Raw genomic sequence first — 20,123 nt, 5'->3', positions numbered from 1 at the left:
ACGACCGCCGATGTGGGTCCTTCTAGTTCAATGACCCCATGAGTGAGAGCAGTCCGTCCCGTCCGCGCCAGGTGACCTTCGCTGCCTGGCTGATCATGGGCGGATCGCTGTTCGTGCTGATTTCGGCCTTCGAGCAGATGGCCGGGGTGCAGTCGCTGGACACCCGCCGCGCGGTGCAGGACTTCCTCGCCGAGCCGCCCGCCGACGGCCTCGGCGTCGGCGTGCAGGACGTGCTGAACACGCTGCGGGCGATGGTGCTCGTCACCGGCGCGTGCGCGACCGCGAGCCTGATCCTCGGCTTCCAGGTGCTCCAGCGCTCGCGCAGCGCCCGGCTGGCGCTCTCGGTGCTGGCGGTGCCGCTGTTCGTCTGCGGGCTGGTCGTCGGCGGCATCATGTCCTCCTTCGTCGCCGCGGCCGTGGTGATGCTGTGGGTCCAGCCGGCCCGCGACTGGTTCGCCGGGAAGGAGCCGTCCGCCGCCACGCGCGACTCCCGCTTCGACCGGGTCCCGCCGAGCAGCCAGGCGCCGTACTCCTCCGGCCCGGACGGCCAGGACCACACCGGCGCCCACGTCCCCGCCGCGGGTCAGGCGCCGCCGGTGGTCTCCGCCCCGGTCGCCCAGCCCCAGTCCGGTCAGCCCCAGTCCGGCCAGCACGACCAGCCGGGGCAGTCCGGCCAGCCCCAGTCCGGCCAGCCGGGCGAGACACCCGACCCGCGCCCGTGGACCGGGTTCGGGACCGCGGGCACCGGCAGCGCCGGCGCGCCCGTCACCTACCCGCCCGCGACCCGGCAGCCCGACCCCGCGCCGTACTCCCCGCAGCAGCCGCAGCAGCCGCAGCAGCGGGGCAACCGGCGCCGGCCCGCGCCGCAGCCGGTCGTGTGGGCGTGCGTGCTGACCTGGGTGATGAGCGGTCTGGTCGCCCTCGCGATGGGACTCACCGCCCTGGCCCTCGCCGCCGCTCCGGGACCGCTGTTCGAGGAGATGGACCGCCGCGACCCCGACCTGCTCGACAGCACCGGGATGAGCCAGGACGACCTGCGCCTGGTGGTCCTCATGGTGGCCGCCGCGATCGTGGTCTGGTGCGTGCTGGCGGCCCTGGTCGCCGTGTTCGCGGTGCGCGGGGTGCCGGTCGGCCGGGTGCTCCTGATGGTCTCCGCGACCGTCGCCGGCCTGCTCTGCCTCGTCGGCGCCGTGCTCGGCTCGCCGCTGCTCGTCGTGCCGCTCGTCGCCTGCGGCGCCACCATGGCGCTCCTGATGCGTCCCGAGGTCAGCGACTGGTACGCCGGGCGCTGAGGTCGGCCGCGCCCAGGCGGCGCACACCCTCCTCGAGCACGTCGGGCTGCTTGCAGAACGCCCAGCGCACCAGGTGGCGCCCGGCCTCGCGGTCGTCGTGGAAGACCTGCTCGGGGATCGCGACCACGCCGGCGCGCTCGGGCAGCGCCAGGCAGAACTCCAGCCCGTCGTCCCAGCCGAGGTCGGCGATGTCGGTGGTCGCGAAGTAGGTGCCCTCCGGCACCCGCAGCGTCAGGCCGGCGGCCTCCAGCCCGGCGCAGAGCAGGTCGCGCCGGGCGCGCAGGTCCGCGGCGAGCGCGCGCGGGAAGTCGGGCTCCTCGTCCAGGGCCAGGGCCACGGCGGGCTGCAGCGGTGAGCCGGAGGTGAAGGTCAGCCACTGCTTGGCCGCGAGCAGCGCGTCGACGAGGTCGGCGGGGCCGCTGGCCCAGCCCACCTTCCAGCCGGTGAAGGAGTAGGACTTCCCGGCGCTGGAGAGGGTCAGCGTGCGCTCGCGCATGCCGGGCAGCGTCGCCAGCGGCACGTGCTCGGCGTCGTAGGTCAGGTGCTCGTAGACCTCGTCGGTGATCACCACCAGGTCGTGCGTGATCGCCACGTCGGCGACCGCCTGGAGCTCCGCGCGGGTCAGCACCGTGCCGGTCGGGTTGTGCGGGCTGTTGAGCAGCACGAACCGGGTCCGCGGTCCGACCGCCGCGCGCAGCTCGTCAGGGTCCAGGCGGAAGTCCGGGGCGCGCAGGGTGACCGGGCGCCGTACGCCGCCGGCCATCTGGATCATCGCGGTGTAGGAGTCGTAGTAGGGCTCCAGCACCACCACCTCGTCGCCGGGGTCGACCAGGCCGAGCAGCGCCGCCGCGATCGCCTCGGTGCAGCCGGTGGTGACGACGACCTCGGTGTCCGGGTCGAGCTCGAGGCCGTAGTGGCGCTGCTGGTGGCGCGCGACCGCCTGGCGCAGCTCCGGCACGCCGGGGCCGGGGGCGTACTGGTTGCGCCCGGTGCGCAGCGCCTCGACGGCCCGGGCGATGACCGCCGGGGGGCCGTCGACGTCGGGGAAGCCCTGCCCGAGGTTGACCGAGCCGGTGCGGGCGGCCAGCGCCGACATCCGGGTGAAGATCGTCGGCTCGATGCCGTGCAGCCGGCGGGCCAGCCGGGGCGTCGCGGCGGTGCGGGACGGCGAGTCGGGCATGGGCCCCACCGTACGGCGTGCGGGGCGTTGCACGGCGTACGCGACAATGGCGGCGTGACGACCGCCGATACCGACCTCGCTGCCGACATCGACGCCACCTGCCGCCTGACCGGGAGCTTCACGCTCCGGTCCGGGCAGGTCTCCTCGGAGTACTTCGACAAGTACCTCTTCGAGGCCGACCCCGCGCTGCTGTCGCGGTTGGCCCGGGAGATGGTGCAGCTGCTGCCCGCCGACACCGAGCTCCTCGGTGGCCTGGAGCTGGGAGGTGTGCCGATCGCGACGATGGTCGGCTACCTGACCGGCCACCGCACGCTGTTCGTGCGCAAGAAGGCCAAGGAGTACGGCACCTGCAAGCTCGCCGAGGGCCCCGACGTGGCCGGGCGCCGGATCACCCTGATCGAGGACGTGATCACCACCGGCGGCGCGGTCCGCGACGCCACGCGCGAGCTGCGTGCCGCGGGCGCGATCGTCGAGGTGGTGGTCTGCGCCATCGACCGCAGCCCCGAGGGCGTGAACCCGCTGGAGGACGTCGGCCTCGAGGTCCGCCCGGTCCTCACCAAGGCCGAGCTCGACGCTGCGCGGGCCACCGCATGAGCCTGGCGCTCGGCGCACACACCGTCCTGGCCGCGGCCGGCGAGAACCCCGACGACCTGGGGGGCGTCGCCGGCTGGGCGGTCGACCTGATGGAGAAGCTCGGCGCCCCCGGCGCCGGGCTGGCGATCGCGCTGGAGAACCTCTTCCCGCCGCTGCCCAGCGAGGTGATCCTGCCGCTGGCCGGGTTCACCGCGAGCCGCGGCACCTTCGGCCTCACCGAGGCCATCTTGTGGACCATTGCCGGCTCCGTGGTCGGCGCGGTGGCGCTCTACGCGCTCGGCGCCGTCTTCGGCCGAGCCCGGATGTACTGGGTCTGGGAGCGGCTGCCGCTGGTCAAGACCGAGGACCTGGAGCGCACCGAGGCGTGGTTCGGCCGGCACGGGCGCAAGGCGGTCTTCTTCGGCCGGATGATCCCCATCTTCCGCAGCCTGATCTCGGTGCCTGCGGGCGTCGAGCGGATGCCGGTGGGCCAGTTCCTGCTGCTCACGACCGCCGGCAGCACGATCTGGAACGTCACCTTCGTGCTCGCCGGCTACTGGCTCGGCGAGCAGTGGCACCGCGTCGAGGGCGTCGCCGGCACCTTCCAGAAGGTCGTCATCGTCCTGGTCGCGCTCGCGGTCTGCTGGTGGCTCGTGCAGCGGGTGCGCCGCACCCGCGCGAGCCGCACGCAGCCCTGAGCGCCGCCCCGGGGCTGGTGTCGAGGGCTGGTGTCGAGGGCTGGTGTCGAGGGCTGGGGCAGGGGCAGGAGCCCCGGGCCTCAGTCCTCGCGGGGGCGCTCGACCGTGGTGTGCGGCGGGACAGTGATGCCGGTGATGTCGCGGTCCGGGCGGCCGTCGTGGTCGTTGTCCTCGGCGCGGGGGGAGTCGGTGCGCCGGTGGCGCCACCACTCGAACGCGATCGGGACCGCGGTGAAGGCCAGGATGACCAGGAAGATCAGGTCGATGTTGTGCTCCAGCCACGGCACGTTGTGGCCCAGGAAGTAGCCCAGGCCGGTGACCAGCACGACCCACGCGACGCCGCCGACGCCGCTCCAGACGTAGAAGCGGCGGCGCGGCATCTGGGTGATGCCGGCGACCACGGTGATGTAGGTGCGCACGAACGCGACGAAGCGGCCGATGACCAGGGCCTTGTTGCCGTGGCGCTCGAAGAAGACCTCGGTCTGGTCGAAGTACTTCTGCTTGAGCACCCGCCCCTCGCGCTGGCGCAGGGCCGGTCCGAGTCTTCGCCCGATCTCGTAGCCGCAGACGTTGCCCAGCCAGGCCGCGATCGTCATCAGCGCCACCGCGATCCCCAGCTCGGCGAGCCGGCTGCCGGGGAACAGGTCGATCTGCCCGGTCGCGATGAAGATGCCGAGCGCGAACAGCAGGCTGTCGCCGGGCAGGAACGGGAAGAACAGCCCGCACTCGACGAAGATGATCAGCAGGCTGATCCAGAACAGCTCCGCGCCGAACTGCGCCAGCAGCCACTGCGGATCGAGGTAGTCGATACCGAGCAGGAGCGGGTGGGGCAGTGGCAGACCTGCCAGGAGCGCGCTCACGACGTCCAGCCTATCGGTCGCCGCCGCTCGGCGCGGGGCCGCATCGAGAACGCCGAGTCGGCGCTCGTGGTTGCGCGAGTCGGCCCTTGTGGTGCGCCGAGTCGGCGCTCGTGGCGACGTACGTGGTCAGAACCCTCGACTCGATGCGTCCGAAGTCTCGACTCGACCGTGGGGTTGGTCGGCGCGGGGAGCCCCCGCGTGCTCTCGTACGATGCGGCGGTGGACGAGCAGCTCGAGGACGCCGAGCGGCGCGCGCCGTACGACCCGATGCCGCACGGCCGGGCCGAGGTCGGGGTGGGGCCGTGGGCCGGTCCGTGGCCGACCGGTCCGGGCAGCGAGGTGTACGACGAGCAGCTGCTGGCCGAGGGCGACCGGCGCAACGTGGTCGACCGCTACCGCTACTGGTCGGTCGAGGCGATCCGCGCCGACCTCGACACCCGCCGCCACGACTTCCACGTCGCGATCGAGAACTGGCAGCACGACTTCAACATCGGCACGATCGTGCGCTCGGCGAACGCGTTCCTGGCCCGCGAGGTGCACATCGTCGGCAACCGGCGCTGGAACCGCCGCGGGGCGATGGTGACCGACCGCTACCAGCACGTGCGCCACCACCCGAGCGTCGAGGACCTGGCCGACCACCTCGCCGGGCTCGAGGGCGGGCCGGTGCCGCTCCTCGGCGTCGACAACCTCCCCGGGTCGCTCCACCTGGAGACGATGGAGATGCCGCGGCGGGTCTGCTTCCTGTTCGGCCAGGAGGGGCCGGGGCTCTCCGAGGAGGCCCGGGCGCGCTGCGACGCGACCTTCTCGATCGCGCAGTTCGGCTCCACCCGCTCGATCAATGCCTCGGCCGCCGCCGCGATCGCGATGCACGGCTGGGTGCGCCAGCACGCGGACCTGAGCGGCGACACCGCCTGGCGCGGCTGACCGCTCTCACCGGGCCGCTCTCACCCGGCCGCTCTCACCGGGCCGGGATCACCGGCCGGCGAGCAGGTCGGCGACCGCGCGGACCGCGGCGGGGGCGTCGGCGGCGAGCACGCCGGCGTCCTCCGGCAGCTCCCACGGGTCGAGCAGCACCAGCGGCACCCCGGTGCGGCGGGCCAGCGCGATCTCGCTGAGCGTGCCCCACGAGCAGCCGACCGCGACCACCGCGTCGGCGGCACGGACCAGCAGGCCGTTGCGCAGCTCGCCGAGCCCGGTGGGCAGCAGGTGGGTGTGCTCCGGGGCGCCGGCCGCGCGGTCGGACCCGGGCAGCAGCCCGATCGAGACCCCGCCGGCCGCCCTCGCGCCCCGGGCCGCCGCCCGCATCACGCCGTGGTGCCCGCCGGTGAGGAGCACCGCCCCCTGCTCGGCGAGACCGCGGCCCACGGCCTCGGCGCGCGCCAGGTCGCCTTGCCGCGCGTCGTCGGCGGGGCCGACGACCGCGACGTACCTGCCGTCGAGACGTCGTGGGTGCACCGCTCCACGGTAGGGGCGGCGCGGTCGCGCACCCGCTCGACGGGACCCGCCGGACCTCGCGGCGGCCACGCACTAGGCTCGGGGCAGACGTGCCCCGCCATCAGATCCACCGATCAGCTTTTTGCGAGGAGATCCTCAGATGCCCATCGCCAGCCCCGAGAAGTACGCCGAGATGCTGGACGCCGCGAAGGCCGGGTCCTTCGCGTTCCCCGCGATCAACGTGACGTCCTCGCAGACCCTCAACGCCGCCCTGAAGGGTTTCGCGGACGCCGGGTCCGACGGCATCATCCAGATCTCGACGGGTGGTGCGGAGTACCTCTCCGGCCCGTCGGTCAAGAACATGGTCACCGGCTCGGCCGCCTTCGCGGCGTACGCCGCCGAGGTCGCGAAGAACTACCCGGTCAACATCGCGCTGCACACCGACCACTGCCCCAAGGACAAGCTGGACGGCTTCGTGCGTCCGCTGATCGAGCTGTCCGCCGAGCGCGTCGCGCGCGGTGAGAACCCGCTCTTCCAGTCGCACATGTGGGACGGCTCGGCCGTGCCGATGGACGAGAACCTCGTCATCGCCGAGGAGCTGCTCGCCCGCTGCGCCGCGGCCAACATCATCCTCGAGATCGAGATCGGCGTCGTCGGCGGCGAGGAGGACGGCATCGTCGGCGCGATCGACGAGAAGCTCTACACCACCCCCGAGGACGCGCTGGCCACCGCCCGCGCGCTCGGCGTCGGCGAGAAGGGCCGCTACATGACGGCCCTGACCTTCGGCAACGTGCACGGCGTCTACAAGCCGGGCAACGTCAAGCTGCGCCCGGAGATCCTCAAGGCCGCGCAGTCCGCCGTCGCCACCGAGCTTGGCCTCGGCGCGGACGCCAAGCCCTTCGACCTGGTCTTCCACGGCGGCTCCGGCTCGACCGAGCAGGAGATCTCCGACGCGGTCGACTACGGCGTCATCAAGATGAACATCGACACCGACACCCAGTACGCCTTCACCCGCCCGGTCGCCGCGCACATGTTCTCGAACTACGAGGGCGTCCTGAAGGTCGACGGCGAGGTCGGCAACAAGAAGCTCTACGACCCCCGCGCCTGGGGCAAGGCCGCCGAGGCCGGCATGGCCGCCCGCATCGTCGAGGCCTGCGAGCACCTGCGCTCCGCCGGGCGCTCGATCGGCTGACGCCTCTCGGACGAGGTAGTCCGCCACACAGGTGTCGTGGAACGGCGATCAGTCGACACCTGTGTGGCGGACTATCGGCTCGAACCCGCGTGACAGCGGGACGCCTACCGCCGACCAGCCCTAGGGTGAGCGGGTGACGAGCCGCTCGGGACTCGCGTCCCTGACCCTGTCCGTGTCCCTGGTCCTGGCCCTCGCGGCCGGGCTGCTCGGGGCGCTGGTCCCCGGGGCGACCCCGGCCGCCGCGGCAGCCGTCGCCCCGGCCGCACCCGCAGCCGCACCGACCTCCGACCGCCCGCAGGCCGGCGCCCAGGTGGCGCGGGCGCCCGTGCCGCGGCTCACCTGGGGCCGCTGCGACGGCGGCGGGGCCCGGGGCGGGGACTCCGGGCAGGCGCGGACGCCGATCGGGCAGCGGATCAGCTGCGCGACGGCCTGGGTGCCGCTCGACTACGACCGCCCGAAGGGCGCGCGGACCCGGCTCGCGCTGCTCAAGGTGGCCGCCGCTCGGCCGGCGCAGCGGATCGGCACGCTCTTCGTGAACCCCGGCGGTCCCGGAGGTCCCTCCACGCAGTTCGCCCCGCAGGCCGCCCGCCTGCTCGGCTCCCGGGTCGCGGCCCGCTTCGACGTCGTCGGCATCGACCCGCGCGGCACCGGCGGCAGCGGGGAGATCAGCTGCCGCGGCCGGGTGCAGCGCGCCTACCTGCCGTGGGAGTACCCCCGCACCGACGCCGAGACGGTGACCACCCTGCGCCGCGACGGCCAGGTGCGCCGGGCCTGCCGGCGCGAGGCCACCGCGCTCACCGACCACGCCAGCACCGCCGACAACGCCCGCGACATGGAGCTGGTCCGCCGCGCCCTCGGCGAGCGCCGGATCAGCTACTACGGCATCTCCTACGGCACCTACCTCGGCGCGACGTACGCCGCGATGTTCCCCGGCCGCGTCCGCGCGATGACCGTCGACGGCGTGCTCGACCCCGTCGCCTGGTCGACCGGCCCCGCCGGACCCGTGCGCACGCCGTTCTCCACCCGCCTCGGCAGCGACGTCGGCACCCAGGAGGCGCTCACCGCGGCGCTCGCGCGCTGCGACCAGGTCGGGCCGGCGCGCTGCCCGCTCGCCCCCGGCGCGCAGCAGACGTGGGACCGCGTCGTGGCCACCGCCGCGACGCGGCCGATCCGCTTCGAGGGCGAGCGGATCAACGAGCGCGACATCTACTCCTTCGCCACCTCGCTGCTCTACGACCGCCGCACGGTCTCCCTGCTCGTGCGGTACGTCGCCGACCTGGACGCCGCCATCGACGGCCGCGTCGCGCCAGGACTGGGCGCCCTGCAGCGCCGGGTGCGTGAGGTCCAGCGCCGCCGCGAGGAGGTCGGCCCCTGGACGTGGGAGACGGCGTCCGGCACCGGGCGTCCGGCGGCGAACCCGGCGCCGCTGCGCACCCTCGGGCTGCAGCCGCAGGCCGTCATGTGCAGCGACTCGAGCAACCCCCAGCAGCCGCAGGCCTGGATCCGCGCCGCCGCGGAGGCCGACCGCACCGCCCCCGGCTTCGGCTCGCTGTGGACCTGGCTGTCCTCGATCTGCGCCCGGCAGGGCATCGGCTCCGGCGCGGACTCCTACCGGGGCCCGTGGCAGACGCGCACGGCGTACCCGCTGCTGGTCGTCGGCAACAGCCACGACCCGTCCACGCCGATCCACGGCGCGCGGCGGGTCCACGAGCTGTTCGCCGGCTCCCGCCTGGTGACGTACGACGGGTGGGGCCACGGCGCCATCGGGACCGGCACCTGCATCCGCCGCACGATGGCTGCCTACCTCCTCGACCGCGACCTGCCGCCCGAGGGTCGGATCTGTCCCGGAGGGGTCCTGTTCCCCCGCCCGGGGGCGTAGCCGAGGGGCAGGGGGCGGGCGGCACCCGGCGGGCGTGGACACTGGGCGCATGAGTCACATGGATCTGATGGCCCAGCCGCCCGCCACCCGCCTGCCCGAGGACCCGGCCGTGGCACTCCTCGAGGCCGGGCAGAGCCCCGCCGCGGTGGTGCGCGCGCTTCCCTCCTCGCCGTTCGCCTGGGCCGCGCTGGCCGACCAGGCCCGCGAGCAGGGTGCCGACGAGGTCACGCTCTACGCCTACGCCCGCGTCGGCTACCACCGCAGCCTCGACATGCTGCGCCGCAACGGCTGGAAGGGCCACGGCCCGGTGCCGTGGGACCACGCCCCCAACCGCGGCTTCCTGCGCTGCCTGGCCGCGCTCGCGCTGGCCGCCCGCGCGATCGGTGAGACCGACGAGTGGGAGCGCTGCTCCACGTTCCTGCGCGAGTCCAGCCCCGAGGCCTACGAGGCCCTGCTCGGCGACTGACCCCGCCCCGGGCGAGCCCGGGTGCTCTCAGCCCGGGCGCCCGACGGCGCGCGCCACCCGCACCAGCTCGGCGGCCGCGCCGTCGGGGCGCCGCTCGCGCAGCCACACCGCGCGCAGCCGGCGGCGCAGGTCCAGGCCGTCGACCTCGACGACCACCAGCCGCCCGGCGGCGACCTCGGCGGCGACCGCCAGCTCGCTGAGCACGGCCGCGCCCCCGGCCACGGCCGCTGCGGTGACCGCGGCGGTGCTGGCCAGCTCCAGGCGCGCCGGGCCGAGCTCCACCCCCGCGTCGCCCAGCGCGCGGGCCAGCGTGTCGCGGGTGCCGGAGCCCTCCTCGCGCAGCACCAGCTCCGCCGCCGCGAGCTCCGCCGCGCCCAGCGGCGTACGACGCCGCGCCCACGGGTGCGTGCGGCCCACGACCACGACCAGCGCGTCGGTGGCGACCACGCTCGCGGCGAACCCGGCCGGCACGCCGGGGGACTCCACGAACCCGAGCGGCACCTCCCCGGAGCGCAGCGCGGCCAGCACCTGCACCGAGTTGCCGACCCTCAGGCTGACGTGCAGGTCGGGGTGGGTGGCCGCGAAGCGCGCCAGCCAGGCCGGCGCGAGGTGCTCGGCGATGGTGAGGCTCGCCGACACCGTCAGCTGCGCCGCGCGCTGGGCCGCCAGCGACCGCGCGCCGAGCACGATCCGGTCGGTCGCCTCGAGCGCCTCGCGGGCCCAGCTGACGACCACCTCGCCCTCGGTGGTCAGCCGCGAGCCGCTCGGCGTCCGCACGACCAGGGCCAGGCCGAGCTGCCGCTCGAGGCGCTGGATCGCGCGGCTGGCGTTGGGCTGCGCCATCCCGAGGGCCCGGGCGGCCGCGCCGAGGGACCCCGTCTCGGCCACGCGGACCAGCAGGTCGAGGGCGACGAGGTCCGGTCTGCTCATGCGGTCACGATATGGGTTCGGCATAACTCATATCAATGGCGCATGAGTCGATGGTGTAGTGACGGCTACCGCGGGGGGCGTGCGCGCGAGACCGTGGACGCATGCTCAAGGACCGTGGCCCCGGACTCGCCCTCGCCGCCGCCGGAGGCGGCGCCGCACTGCTGGTGCACGCCCTGGTGCCGTACCTGGGCACCACGCTGGTCGCGATCGTCCTCGGCTTCGGCCTCGGCGCCTCCGGCCTGGTGCGCGCCCGGGTGCGCCCCGGGCTGGCCGTCGTCTCGCGCCGGGTGCTGCGCGTCGGGGTGGCGCTGCTCGGACTCGAGCTGGTGCTCGGCGACGTCCTCGGCCTGGGCTGGCAGGTGCTCGTCGTGGTGCTCGCCGTGGTCGTGTGCGGCATCCTCGGCACCCTCGCCCTGGCGCGGGCGCTCGGCGTCCCGACCGACCAGGGCCTGCTGGTCGCCTGCGGGTTCTCCATCTGCGGGGCCGCAGCGGTGGCCGCCGTCGAGGGGGTACGCCGCTCCCGCGAGGAGGACGTCGCGCGCGCGGTCTCCCTGGTGGTGGTCTTCGGCAGCATCGCGATGCTGGCGGTGCCCGCCCTGGGCGGCCTGCTCGGGCTCGGGCAGGTCGCCGCCGGCGCCTGGTCCGGGGCGGCCGTCCACGAGGTCGGCCAGGTGGTGGTCGCCGGCGGTCTGCTCGGGGGAGCCGCGCTCCAGGTCGCGGTCGTGGTCAAGCTGGCCCGGGTGCTCATGCTCGCCCCGGTCCTCGCCGTCGTCTCCTGGCGCTCGCGGCGCGAGGCGGTGGCCACCGGCGCCCGCCCGCCGCTGGTGCCGGCGTTCGTGCTGGCCTTCGTGGGCCTGGCGGTGCTGCGCTCGGTGCTCGACGTGCCGGCGGGCGTGCTCGACACGGCGGGCGCGCTGCAGTCGGCCGCCCTGGCCGCGGCGATGTTCGCGCTCGGCTGCTCGGTCGACCCGCGCGCGCTGCGCCGCACCGGCCGCCCGCTGGTGCTGCTCGCCGCGGGCGCCACGGCCCTGGTGACCGTGGTCGCCCTGCCGGCGGCGTACCTCGTCTAGCGGTTCAGGAGCGGGTCACGCGGGGGTGAGCAGCGTGCGGACCCGCTCGGAGCCCAGCGCCTGGAACAGCGTGGGCAGCCGCGGGCCGCGGTCGGCGTCGACCAGCAGGTGGTAGAGCAGCCGGAAGAACGCCTTCTGGTCGGCCTTCACCTCATCGGTCGGGGCGTCGTCGAGCCCCAGGCCGCGCGCGAGCTTGGGCACGCCGTAGATCAGCGCGGTGAGCTCGTCGCTCTCCGGGGAGTCCGGGAGCCGCTCGAGCAGCACGTCGATCCAGCGCTGCTCCTCGGGCGCGAGCGCGGCGAGGCGGGCGGTGTCGGGAGCCGTGCGCACCGTGGTGCGGTCCTCGGCCGGCACGAACTCCGCGGTCCAGGTCATCGCCTTGGACAGCCGCGGCTCGAGGTCGGCGACGCTCGCGTGCGGGTGGCCCACCTCCTCGATGATGCGGCTGATCTGCTCGGCGCTGCCCGCGGTCACGTCGGCGACCGACGAGAGCAGCCGGAAGGACACCGGGGTCGCCGGCGCGGGCAGGGTGCCGGCCGTCGTGGTCGCGACCGCGCGCGAGTAGGCGAGGGTCTGGGCGTCGCGGCGCTCGGGGTCCGCGGCCTTGCGGGCCAGCGCGTCCCACTCGTCGTACAGGCGCACGACCTCCGCGCCGAAGTCGACGTTGAAGGCCTGCTTGGGCTGACGGCGCACGTAGAGCCAGCGCAGGATCGGCGCCTCGAGGATCCGCAGCGCGTCGGACGCGGTGGGCACGCCGCCCTTGGAGGAGGACATCTTCTGCAGGCCGGCGAACCCGACGAACGCATAGGCGGCGTACGACGGCGCACGGTGCGCGAAGATCCGCTTCACCAGCTCCTTGCCGACCGTGTACGACGACCCGGGGGTGGAGTGGTCGAGCCCGCCGGGCTCGAAGTCGACGCCCTCGAAGGCCCAGCGCATCGGCCAGTCGACCTTCCAGACCAGCTTGCCCTCGTGCTGGGTCGCGACGTTGGTGACGCCGGTGAAGCCGCAGGAGGAGCAGGTGTAGCCCAAGTCGGTGGTGTCGTCGTCGTAGGACGTGACCTCGACGGTGTCGCGGCCGCACTCGCGGCAGAACGGCTTGTAGGGGAAGCGCGCCAGCGAGCCGGCGGCCCCGGTCTCCTCGTCGGCGTCGTCGGCCACCGAGTCGGCCAGCGCCTCGGACTCCTGGTCGCTCTCGGCGACCGGCTCGGCCTTCTTGGTGCGGTGCTTGGCCAGCACCTCCTCGATGGTGTCGCGGTGGCGCAGCGCGTGGAGCACCTGCTCGGTGTAGGCGCCGGCGCGGTACTGCTCGGTCTGGTCGACCTCGACCATCTCGACGCCGAGCTCGGCGAGGGCCTCGCGCAGGGGCGCCTTGAAGTGCTCGGCCCACGACTCGTGGCACTCCCACGGGTCCGGTACGGCGGACAGCGGGCGCCCGATGTGCTCGGCCCAGGAGGCCGGGACCCCGGCGGGCACCTTGCGGAACCGGTCGAAGTCGTCCCAGCTGTGCAGGTGGCGCACCTCGATGCCGCGGCGGCGGATCTCCTCGGTCACGAAGTGCGTGGTGAGGAACTCGCGCAGGTTGCCCAGGTGGATCGGGCCCGAGGGGCTGGCGCCGGAGGCGCAGGTGATGATGCGGTCCTCACCGCCGTTCTCGCGCGCGTGCCGGATGGCGTCGTCGGCCGCACGGGTCACCCAGTCGACGGGTTCACCGGTCTTGTTGCCTCGGGCCATGGCGCTGCGTTCTCCTGTGCGTGCGGGGGTGGGACTCGACCCGCTACGCTACCCGGTCCCGGACGGGCCGGGCCCCGGCGGCCGGACCCTCCCGAGCGGCGGGACGCCCCGGGGGAGCGGCGCGGCGGGCGCCCCTACGATGCGACGATGCCGCGGCTGGCGGTGGGCCGGTCAGCCCCGGGGCGGCAGCACCATCGAGTACGCCCCCGGCTCCACGTGCCAGGTCCGCGAGCGCTCCGGGCCGTAGATCTCCCCGTCGGCGCTGCACCAGAAGCTCTCGCCGCTGATCGAGACCGACGAGCCGCGCAGGTGCAGCACGTCGGCGCGCTCGGTGTGCCGTCCGCGCACCAGCCCCACGACGTACCCCACCCGGGCGATTGGGCCGGTCGCGAGCGAGACCACGACGTCGACGCGGCCGTCGTCGGCCTCGGCGTCGGGGTTGAGCACGGTGCCGGCGCCGACGTGGCTGCCGTTGCCGACCGCGACCATCAGCACCGGGCGGTCCCAGTCGCAGACGACCTCGCCGTCGACCTCGACGCGGAGGCGCACGAACGGGGGGCGGACCGCCGCCAGGGCCGCGCCGATCGGGTAGCCGAGCCGGCCGAGGTTGACCTTGCCGACGCCGATGGCGCCGAGGCGGGACTTCCAGCGGGCGGCGCGGCGGCTCGCCTGGGCACCCGCGCCGGCGTGCACGTTGTTGACCACGACCTGGCCGACCTCGTCGAGCAGGACGTCCATGCGGCGCACCTCGCCCTCGACGATCACCCGGGCGGCCTTCTCGACGTCGAGGGGGATGGCGTTGCCGCGCGCGAAGTCGTTGCCGGTGCCGAGCGGGAGCAGGCCGAGCACCGCGTCGTGCAGGTCGTTGCGCCGGTGCAGCGCAGCGACCACCGCGTGCAGGCTGCCGTCGCCGCCGGCCACCACGATGCGCCGGGACCCGGCGCGGGTCAGCGCCCCGTCGAGCTCGCCGGGGTTCGAGGTGGCCTGGACCTCCACCGACGCGTGGTCGCGCAGGATGGCGAGGGCCCGGTCCAGGGTCTCCTCGTCGGCGCTGCCGGCGTCGCTGTTCTTGATCACCAGGATCGGGTCCACGTCGCGGAGACTATCCCCACCCGCGGACGAGGGGCTCCTCGTTGTGCCCGGTTTGGTAGCGTGGCGTCGCAAGAGCCCCGATGCACTTGTCGTCGGGGCCCGTTGCATTTCCTGCAACCTACGATGAGGGGACCCTCATGCCCGCTGTTGTCGTGCTCGGAGCCCAATGGGGTGACGAGGGCAAGGGCAAGGCGACCGACCTGCTGGCGACGACCGATCCCATCGACTTCGTCGTCCGCACCTCCGGTGGCCACAACGCCGGTCACACGATCGTGGTGAACGGCGAGAAGTACGCCACCCACCTGCTGCCCAGCGGGATCCTGACGCCCGGCGCGACCAGCGTCATCGCCAACGGTGTCGTGGTCTCGCCCGAGGCGCTGTTCCGTGAGCTCGACGGGCTCATCGAGCGCGGCGTCGAGGTGGCGGACCTGGTCGTCTCGGCCAACGCGCACGTGATCGCGTCGTACCACTCGGTGATCGACAAGGTCACCGAGCGCTTCCTGGGCAAGAACCAGATCGGCACCACCGGGCGCGGCATCGGCCCGGCGTACTCCGACAAGGTCGGCCGCATCGGCATCCGGGTCGCGGACCTGTTCGACGAGGGCATCCTGCGCGAGAAGCTCGAGGCGGCCCTCGACCTGCGCAACCACCTGCTCACCAAGATCTACAACCGGCGCGCGATCGAGGTCGACACCGTCCTCGAGGAGCTGCTGTCCTACACCGACCGGCTGCGCCCGATGGTGGCCGACACCTCGCTGCTGCTGAACAACGCGCTCGACGAGGGCAAGACGGTGCTCTTCGAGGGCGCCCAGGCCACGATGCTCGACGTCGACCACGGCACCTACCCGTTCGTGACCAGCAGCAACCCGGTCGCCGGCGGCGTGTGCGCGGGCTCGGGCGTCGGCCCTACCCGCATCGACCGGGTGATCGGCGTGATCAAGGCCTACACGACCCGCGTCGGCTCGGGCCCGTTCCCGACCGAGCTGTTCGACGAGGACGGCCTGGAGCTGCAGCGCATCGGCGGCGAGATCGGCGTCTCGACCGGTCGCACCCGCCGCTGCGGCTGGTACGACGCGGTGGTCGCGCGCTACGCGGCTCGCGTCAACGGCCTCACGGAGTTCTTCCTCACCAAGCTCGACGTGCTCGACAGCTGGGAGCGGATCCCGGTCTGCGTGGCCTACGAGGTCGACGGCCAGCGGGTCGAGGAGATGCCGATGACCCAGACCGAGTTCCACCACGCGAAGCCGGTCTATGAGTACTTCGAGGGCTGGAAGACCGACATCTCGGGCTGCCGCACCTTCGAGGAGCTGCCCGCCAACGCCCAGACCTACGTCCGCGCGCTGGAGAAGATCTCCGGGGCCAAGATCTGGGGCGTCGGCGTCGGACCGGGCCGCGAGCAGACCATCGTCGTCAACGGCTGACCCGCCCGCGCACTCCCCGCCGACCGGCCGGGCCCACCGGGCCCGGCCGACCGCACCTGCCAGAAGGACCCCACGTGACGACCTCCCTGCGCTGCCTCGTGATCGGCACCGGCGGCCGCGAGCACGCCCTGGCGCTCGCGCTCTGTCGTGACCCCGGCGTCGCCGAGGTGCACGCCGCGCCCGGCAACCCCGGCATCGGCGAGGTGGCGACGCTGCACGACGTCGACGCCATGGACCCGGCCGCGGTCGCCGCGCTGGCCACCGCGATCGGCGCCGACATGGTCGTCGTCGGCCCCGAGGCGCCGCTGGTCGCCGGGGTGGCCGACGCGGTCCGCGCGGCTGGCATCGCCTGCTTCGGGCCCTCCCGCGAGGCGGCCCGGCTCGAGGGCTCCAAGGCCTTCTCCAAGGAGGTCATGGCCGCCGCGGGCGTGCCGACCGCCCGGTCGGCCACCTGCGAGACCCCCGAGCAGGTCGCGGCCGCGCTGGACGCGTTCGGCGCGCCGTACGTCGTGAAGGACGACGCACTGGCCGCCGGCAAGGGCGTCGTGGTGACCACCGACCGCGCGGAGGCGCTGGCCCACGCCGCGACCTGCGGGCGCGTGGTGGTCGAGGAGTTCCTCGACGGCCCGGAGGTCTCGCTGTTCGCGATCTGCGACGGCACCACGACCCGCCCGCTGCAGCCGGCACAGGACTTCAAGCGGATCTTCGACGGCGGCCGGGGCCCGAACACCGGCGGCATGGGCTCCTACACGCCACTGACCTGGGCGCCCGCCGACCTGACGAGCACCGTGGTCGAGACCGTGGTGGAGCCGACGCTGGCGGAGATGGCCCGGCGCGGCGCGCCGTTCGTGGGCTGCCTCTACGTCGGGCTGGCCCTGACCGCCGCCGGCCCGCGGGTCATCGAGTTCAACGTCCGCTTCGGCGACCCCGACATCCAGCCGGTGCTGGCGGTGCTGGACACCCCGCTGGGCGGGCTGCTGCTCGCCGCGGCCGAGGGTCGCCTGGCCGGCACGGAGGCTCCGCTCTTCCGCGACGAGGCCGCCGTCAGCGTGGTGCTGGCCTCGGCCGGCTACCCCGAGTCCTCCTCCAAGGGCGACGTGATCGACGGGGTGTCCCTCGCGGACGCCGAGCCGGACGTGGACGTCATCCACGCCGGCACCGCGCTGGTCGGGGAGGAGCTGGTCACCGCCGGCGGCCGGGTGCTCGCCGTGCGCGCCACCGGCACCGACGTGGCCGACGCCCGGGCGCGCGCCTACGCCGCCGCCGAGAAGATCTCGTTCGAGGGCCTCCAGTGCCGCTCGGACATCGCAGCCGAACCCCTGGGCGTCGTCGAAGGCGCCTCCGTCAAGGAGTCCTGATGATCGTCCCCAACGTCCTGGCCACCCGCTACGCGAGCGCCGAGCTGGCCCGGATCTGGTCGCCCGAGCACAAGATCGTCCTGGAGCGCCAGCTCTGGGTCGCGGTCCTGAAGGCCCAGCGCGACCTCGGCATCGAGGTCCCGGACGGGGTCGTGGAGGCCTACCAGGCCGTCGTCGACCGCGGGGAGGCCGGCGTCGACCTGGCCTCGATCGCGGCACGCGAGCGGATCACCCGCCACGACGTGAAGGCCCGCATCGAGGAGTTCTGCGACCTCGCCGGCCACGAGCACATCCACAAGGGCATGACCTCGCGCGACCTCACCGAGAACGTCGAGCAGCTCCAGCTGCGCCAGTCCCTGGCGCTGGTCCGCGACCGCGCGGTCGCTGCGCTGGTGCGCCTCGGCCGGCTCGCCGCCGAGCACGAGGTCACCGTGATGGCCGGGCGCAGCCACAACGTCGCCGCCCAGGCGACCACGCTGGGCAAGCGTTTCGCGACCGCCGCCGATGAGCTGATGGTCGGCATCGAGCGGGTCGAGGACCTGCTCGGCCGCTACCCGCTGCGCGGCATCAAGGGCCCGATGGGCACCGCGCAGGACATGCTCGACCTGCTCGACGGCGACGAGTCCCGGCTCGCCGAGCTCGAGGGCCGGGTCGCGGCCCACCTCGGCTTCGACCGGGTCTTCACCAGCGTCGGCCAGGTCTACCCGCGCTCGCTCGACTACGACGTGGTCACCTCGCTGGCCCAGCTGGTCGCCGCGCCGTCCAACCTGGCCACCACGGTGCGCCTGATGGCCGGCAACGAGATCGTGACCGAGGGCTTCAAGGAGGGCCAGGTCGGCTCCTCGGCGATGCCGCACAAGATGAACAGCCGCTCCTGCGAGCGCGTCAACGGCCTCGCGGTCGTCCTGCGCGGGCACGTCTCGATGATCGGCGAGCTCGCCGGCGACCAGTGGAACGAGGGCGACGTCTCCGACTCCGTGGTGCGCCGCGTCGCGCTCCCGGACGCCTTCTTCGCCGCCGACGGCCTGTTCCAGACCTTCCTCACCGTGCTCGACGAGTTCGGCGCCTTCCCGGCCGTCATCCAGCGCGAGCTGGACCGCTACCTGCCGTTCCTGGCCACCACCAAGGTGCTGATGGCCGCGGTGCGCAACGGCGTGGGCCGCGAGGTCGCGCACGAGGCGATCAAGGAGGCCGCGGTCGGCACCGCGCTCGACATGCGCCGCGGTCAGGCCCACAACGACGTCTTCGAGAAGCTCGCCGCCGACCCGCGCCTGGGCCTGGACGCCGAGCAGCTCGCCTCGCTGGTCGCGGAGCCGATCACCTTCACCGGTGCCGCGGTCGCGCAGGTGCAGGAGGTCGTGCGCCGGGTGGGGGAGATCGCCGAGCAGCACCCCGACGCCGCGGCGTACGTGCCGGGCGAGATCCTCTGAGGCCCGGCACGTGATCAGCGGGTGGGCGTCCCGCCGGGGCCGGCGTGCTCGGCGCGCGCCGAGCGGATGGCGACCACGAGCGCGAGGCTGAGCAGCACCAGCGCGGTCACCAGCGCCGCGCGCAGCCCGGTGGCGGGCGAGGTGGCCGACCCGGTGCCGTAGGCGGTCATCAGCAGCGCCGCACCGAAGGCGGTGCCGATGCGCTGCCCGGTCTGCACCGCGCCGCCGGCCGCGCCGCCCATCGCGGGCGGGACGTCGGCCAGGGTGAGGGTGAAGTTCGGCGAGATGACCCCGCCCGCGCCGATGCCGGCCAGCAGCAGGCTGGGCACCAGGACCAGGGCCAGCGAGGTGCCCTCGCGCCCCGGCGCGAGCAGCGCGACCAGCACGATCCCGGACATCATCATCACCAGCGCCCACACGGTGATCCGGCGCCCGATCCTGTTGACCAGCCGCCCGGCCGCCGGGGCGGTGAACCCCGAGCCCACGGCGAACGGCGTGATCAGCAGGCCGGCCTCGAGCGGGGAGAGGCCGAGCTGCTCCTGCAGGTGCACCGAGAGCACCAGGAAGATGCCGGTGAAGCCGGTGAAGTAGAGGGTGCCGATCACCAGGCCGTCGGCGTAGCCGGGCACCTGGCGCAGCAGGCCGACCTCCAGCAGCGGCGGGCGCCCGACCCGGCGCAGCCGCGCCTCCCAGCGCACGAACGCCCAGCCCAGCGGGACGGCGAGCGGGACCAGCAGCAGCGGGAGCCGGTGCCCGCCCTCGGCGAGCACCATCGGCCACAGCACGGCCAGGACGGTCAGCCCCAGCAGCACCGCGCCGACCACGTCGATCCAGGGCCGCTCCTCGGCGCCGCGGCGTCCCGGGGTGAGGCGCACGATGCCGATGAGGGCGGCCAGCCCGATCGGGACGTTGATCCAGAACAGCCAGCGCCAGCCGTCCTCCTCGCCGGCCAGCGCGATGATCGAGCCGCCGATCACCGGCCCGAGCGCCGAGGCGGTCGCGACGGTGACCCCGAACATCCCGAACGCGCGGCCGCGCTCCGCGCCGCGGAACAGGTCCTGGATCAGGCCGGTGTTCTGCGGGGTCAGCAGCCCCGCCGACGCGCCCTGGAGGAGCCGGGCGAGGATCACCGTCTCGACGTTCGGCGCCAGCCCGACCAGCACGCTGGAGACCATGAAGCCGAGCAGCCCGAGGGTCATCAGTCGGCGCCGTCCGTAGGCGTCGCCGAGCCGGCCGCCGGCCACCAGCGTCAGCCCGAAGGTCAGCGCGTAGCCGGACACCACCCACTGCACCGTCGAGGTCGAGGTGTCCAGCGCCTCGCGCATCGACGGCAGCGCCACGTTGACGACCGTGACGTCGAGCAGGGACATGAACCCGACGACCAGGTTGACCGCGAGGATGCGCCAGCGCCGGGGGTCCGCGACGTACGTGTCGTCGCTGGCACCGGGGGAGGCCGGGGCGTGCCGCGGCGGGGTCTGCTCGTTCATCGAGGTGCAGGTTCCCTCTCCTCGGTC

At 74.1% G+C, this 20,123-nt stretch carries 18 protein-coding genes; 11 read left to right on the top strand and 7 right to left on the bottom strand.

Translation table 11 applies throughout. The features are described from left to right. Positions 1-38: 38 nt before the first annotated feature. A complete protein-coding gene (locus HOQ23_RS09240; RefSeq protein ID WP_172213912.1) occupies positions 39-1,292 on the top strand; it encodes a hypothetical protein in 1,254 nt (417 codons plus the stop codon). On the opposite strand, the gene HOQ23_RS09235 is transcribed toward HOQ23_RS09240, so the two are convergent. Then, positions 1,267-2,472 (bottom strand): pyridoxal phosphate-dependent aminotransferase, encoded by a 1,206-nt coding sequence (locus HOQ23_RS09235; protein WP_172214029.1) that lies wholly within the window; start codon positions 2,470-2,472, stop codon positions 1,267-1,269. The two genes, HOQ23_RS09240 and HOQ23_RS09235, sit on opposite strands and share 26 nt — an antisense overlap. 54 nt (positions 2,473-2,526) lie before the next feature. Here HOQ23_RS09235 and pyrE point away from each other — a divergent pair, with 54 nt between their 5' ends. Together pyrE and HOQ23_RS09225 are read left to right on the top strand one after the other, a co-directional pair. Continuing rightward, positions 2,527-3,066 (top strand): orotate phosphoribosyltransferase, encoded by a 540-nt coding sequence (pyrE, locus tag HOQ23_RS09230; protein ID WP_367650435.1) that lies wholly within the window; start codon positions 2,527-2,529, stop codon positions 3,064-3,066. Further along, entirely contained in the window at positions 3,063-3,743 is a 681-nt protein-coding gene (locus HOQ23_RS09225; RefSeq protein WP_172214027.1) for a DedA family protein, read from the top strand. Before pyrE ends, HOQ23_RS09225 begins: the two co-directional genes overlap by 4 nt. Before the next feature lie 80 nt (positions 3,744-3,823). Here the strand turns inward: HOQ23_RS09225 and HOQ23_RS09220 are convergent, their stop codons facing one another. After that, positions 3,824-4,603, bottom strand: a complete 780-nt coding sequence (locus tag HOQ23_RS09220) for a VTT domain-containing protein (protein ID WP_172214025.1) — start codon at positions 4,601-4,603, stop codon at positions 3,824-3,826. Between the two features lie 267 nt (positions 4,604-4,870). Here HOQ23_RS09220 and HOQ23_RS09215 point away from each other — a divergent pair, with 267 nt between their 5' ends. Next, a complete protein-coding gene (locus HOQ23_RS09215) occupies positions 4,871-5,527 on the top strand; it encodes a TrmH family RNA methyltransferase (RefSeq protein WP_172214545.1) in 657 nt (218 codons plus the stop codon). Positions 5,528-5,575: 48 nt separating this feature from the next. On the opposite strand, the gene HOQ23_RS09210 is transcribed toward HOQ23_RS09215, so the two are convergent. Further along, positions 5,576-6,058 carry a TIGR00725 family protein gene (locus HOQ23_RS09210; protein ID WP_172214023.1) on the bottom strand — a complete coding sequence of 161 codons (483 nt, stop codon included), beginning with the start codon at positions 6,056-6,058 and terminating at the stop codon, positions 5,576-5,578. Positions 6,059-6,197: 139 nt separating this feature from the next. Between HOQ23_RS09210 and fbaA the strand changes: the two genes are divergently transcribed. From fbaA to HOQ23_RS09195, 3 genes are all read left to right on the top strand, one after another. Further along, positions 6,198-7,229, top strand: coding sequence for a class II fructose-bisphosphate aldolase (gene fbaA, locus HOQ23_RS09205; RefSeq protein WP_172214021.1), 1,032 nt, complete (start codon positions 6,198-6,200; stop codon positions 7,227-7,229). 133 nt (positions 7,230-7,362) lie between these two features. After that, positions 7,363-9,108: an alpha/beta hydrolase gene (locus HOQ23_RS09200; protein WP_172214019.1), complete on the top strand. Its 1,746-nt coding sequence runs from the start codon at positions 7,363-7,365 to the stop codon at positions 9,106-9,108. Positions 9,109-9,157: 49 nt separating this feature from the next. Continuing rightward, entirely contained in the window at positions 9,158-9,574 is a 417-nt protein-coding gene (locus HOQ23_RS09195; RefSeq protein WP_172214017.1) for a DUF3151 domain-containing protein, read from the top strand. 27 nt (positions 9,575-9,601) lie between these two features. Here HOQ23_RS09195 and HOQ23_RS09190 read toward each other — a convergent pair whose 3' ends face one another. Beyond that, positions 9,602-10,504, bottom strand: coding sequence for a LysR family transcriptional regulator (locus HOQ23_RS09190; RefSeq protein ID WP_172214015.1), 903 nt, complete (start codon positions 10,502-10,504; stop codon positions 9,602-9,604). A 101-nt stretch (positions 10,505-10,605) separates the two neighbouring features. Between HOQ23_RS09190 and HOQ23_RS09185 the strand changes: the two genes are divergently transcribed. Continuing rightward, positions 10,606-11,574, top strand: a complete 969-nt coding sequence (locus tag HOQ23_RS09185) for a YeiH family protein (RefSeq protein WP_172214012.1) — start codon at positions 10,606-10,608, stop codon at positions 11,572-11,574. A 15-nt stretch (positions 11,575-11,589) separates the two neighbouring features. On the opposite strand, the gene lysS is transcribed toward HOQ23_RS09185, so the two are convergent. Together lysS and HOQ23_RS09175 are read right to left on the bottom strand one after the other, a co-directional pair. After that, positions 11,590-13,308 carry a lysine--tRNA ligase gene (lysS, locus tag HOQ23_RS09180; protein ID WP_172214010.1) on the bottom strand — a complete coding sequence of 573 codons (1,719 nt, stop codon included), beginning with the start codon at positions 13,306-13,308 and terminating at the stop codon, positions 11,590-11,592. Between the two features lie 171 nt (positions 13,309-13,479). Continuing rightward, positions 13,480-14,400 carry a diacylglycerol kinase family protein gene (locus HOQ23_RS09175; RefSeq protein WP_367650434.1) on the bottom strand — a complete coding sequence of 307 codons (921 nt, stop codon included), beginning with the start codon at positions 14,398-14,400 and terminating at the stop codon, positions 13,480-13,482. A 137-nt stretch (positions 14,401-14,537) separates the two neighbouring features. Here HOQ23_RS09175 and HOQ23_RS09170 point away from each other — a divergent pair, with 137 nt between their 5' ends. The 3 genes from HOQ23_RS09170 to purB all read left to right on the top strand — a co-directional run bounded on the left by HOQ23_RS09170 (position 14,538) and on the right by purB (position 18,609). Beyond that, positions 14,538-15,821, top strand: a complete 1,284-nt coding sequence (locus tag HOQ23_RS09170; RefSeq protein WP_172214008.1) for an adenylosuccinate synthase — start codon at positions 14,538-14,540, stop codon at positions 15,819-15,821. A gap of 86 nt (positions 15,822-15,907) precedes the next feature. Further along, entirely contained in the window at positions 15,908-17,179 is a 1,272-nt protein-coding gene (purD, locus tag HOQ23_RS09165) for a phosphoribosylamine--glycine ligase (RefSeq protein WP_172214541.1), read from the top strand. Next, entirely contained in the window at positions 17,179-18,609 is a 1,431-nt protein-coding gene (gene purB, locus HOQ23_RS09160) for an adenylosuccinate lyase (protein WP_172214006.1), read from the top strand. The genes purD and purB overlap by 1 nt, the downstream gene beginning before the upstream one ends. A 14-nt stretch (positions 18,610-18,623) precedes the next feature. On the opposite strand, the gene HOQ23_RS09155 is transcribed toward purB, so the two are convergent. Next, positions 18,624-20,096, bottom strand: coding sequence for an MFS transporter (locus tag HOQ23_RS09155; RefSeq protein WP_172214004.1), 1,473 nt, complete (start codon positions 20,094-20,096; stop codon positions 18,624-18,626). Between the last annotated feature and the right edge of the window lie 27 nt (positions 20,097-20,123).

It is taken from the genome of Nocardioides sp. zg-DK7169, assembly GCF_013155365.1.
Taxonomy (GTDB): Bacteria; Actinomycetota; Actinomycetes; order Propionibacteriales; family Nocardioidaceae; genus Nocardioides.
This window is presented reverse-complemented; position numbering and strand designations above follow the sequence as displayed.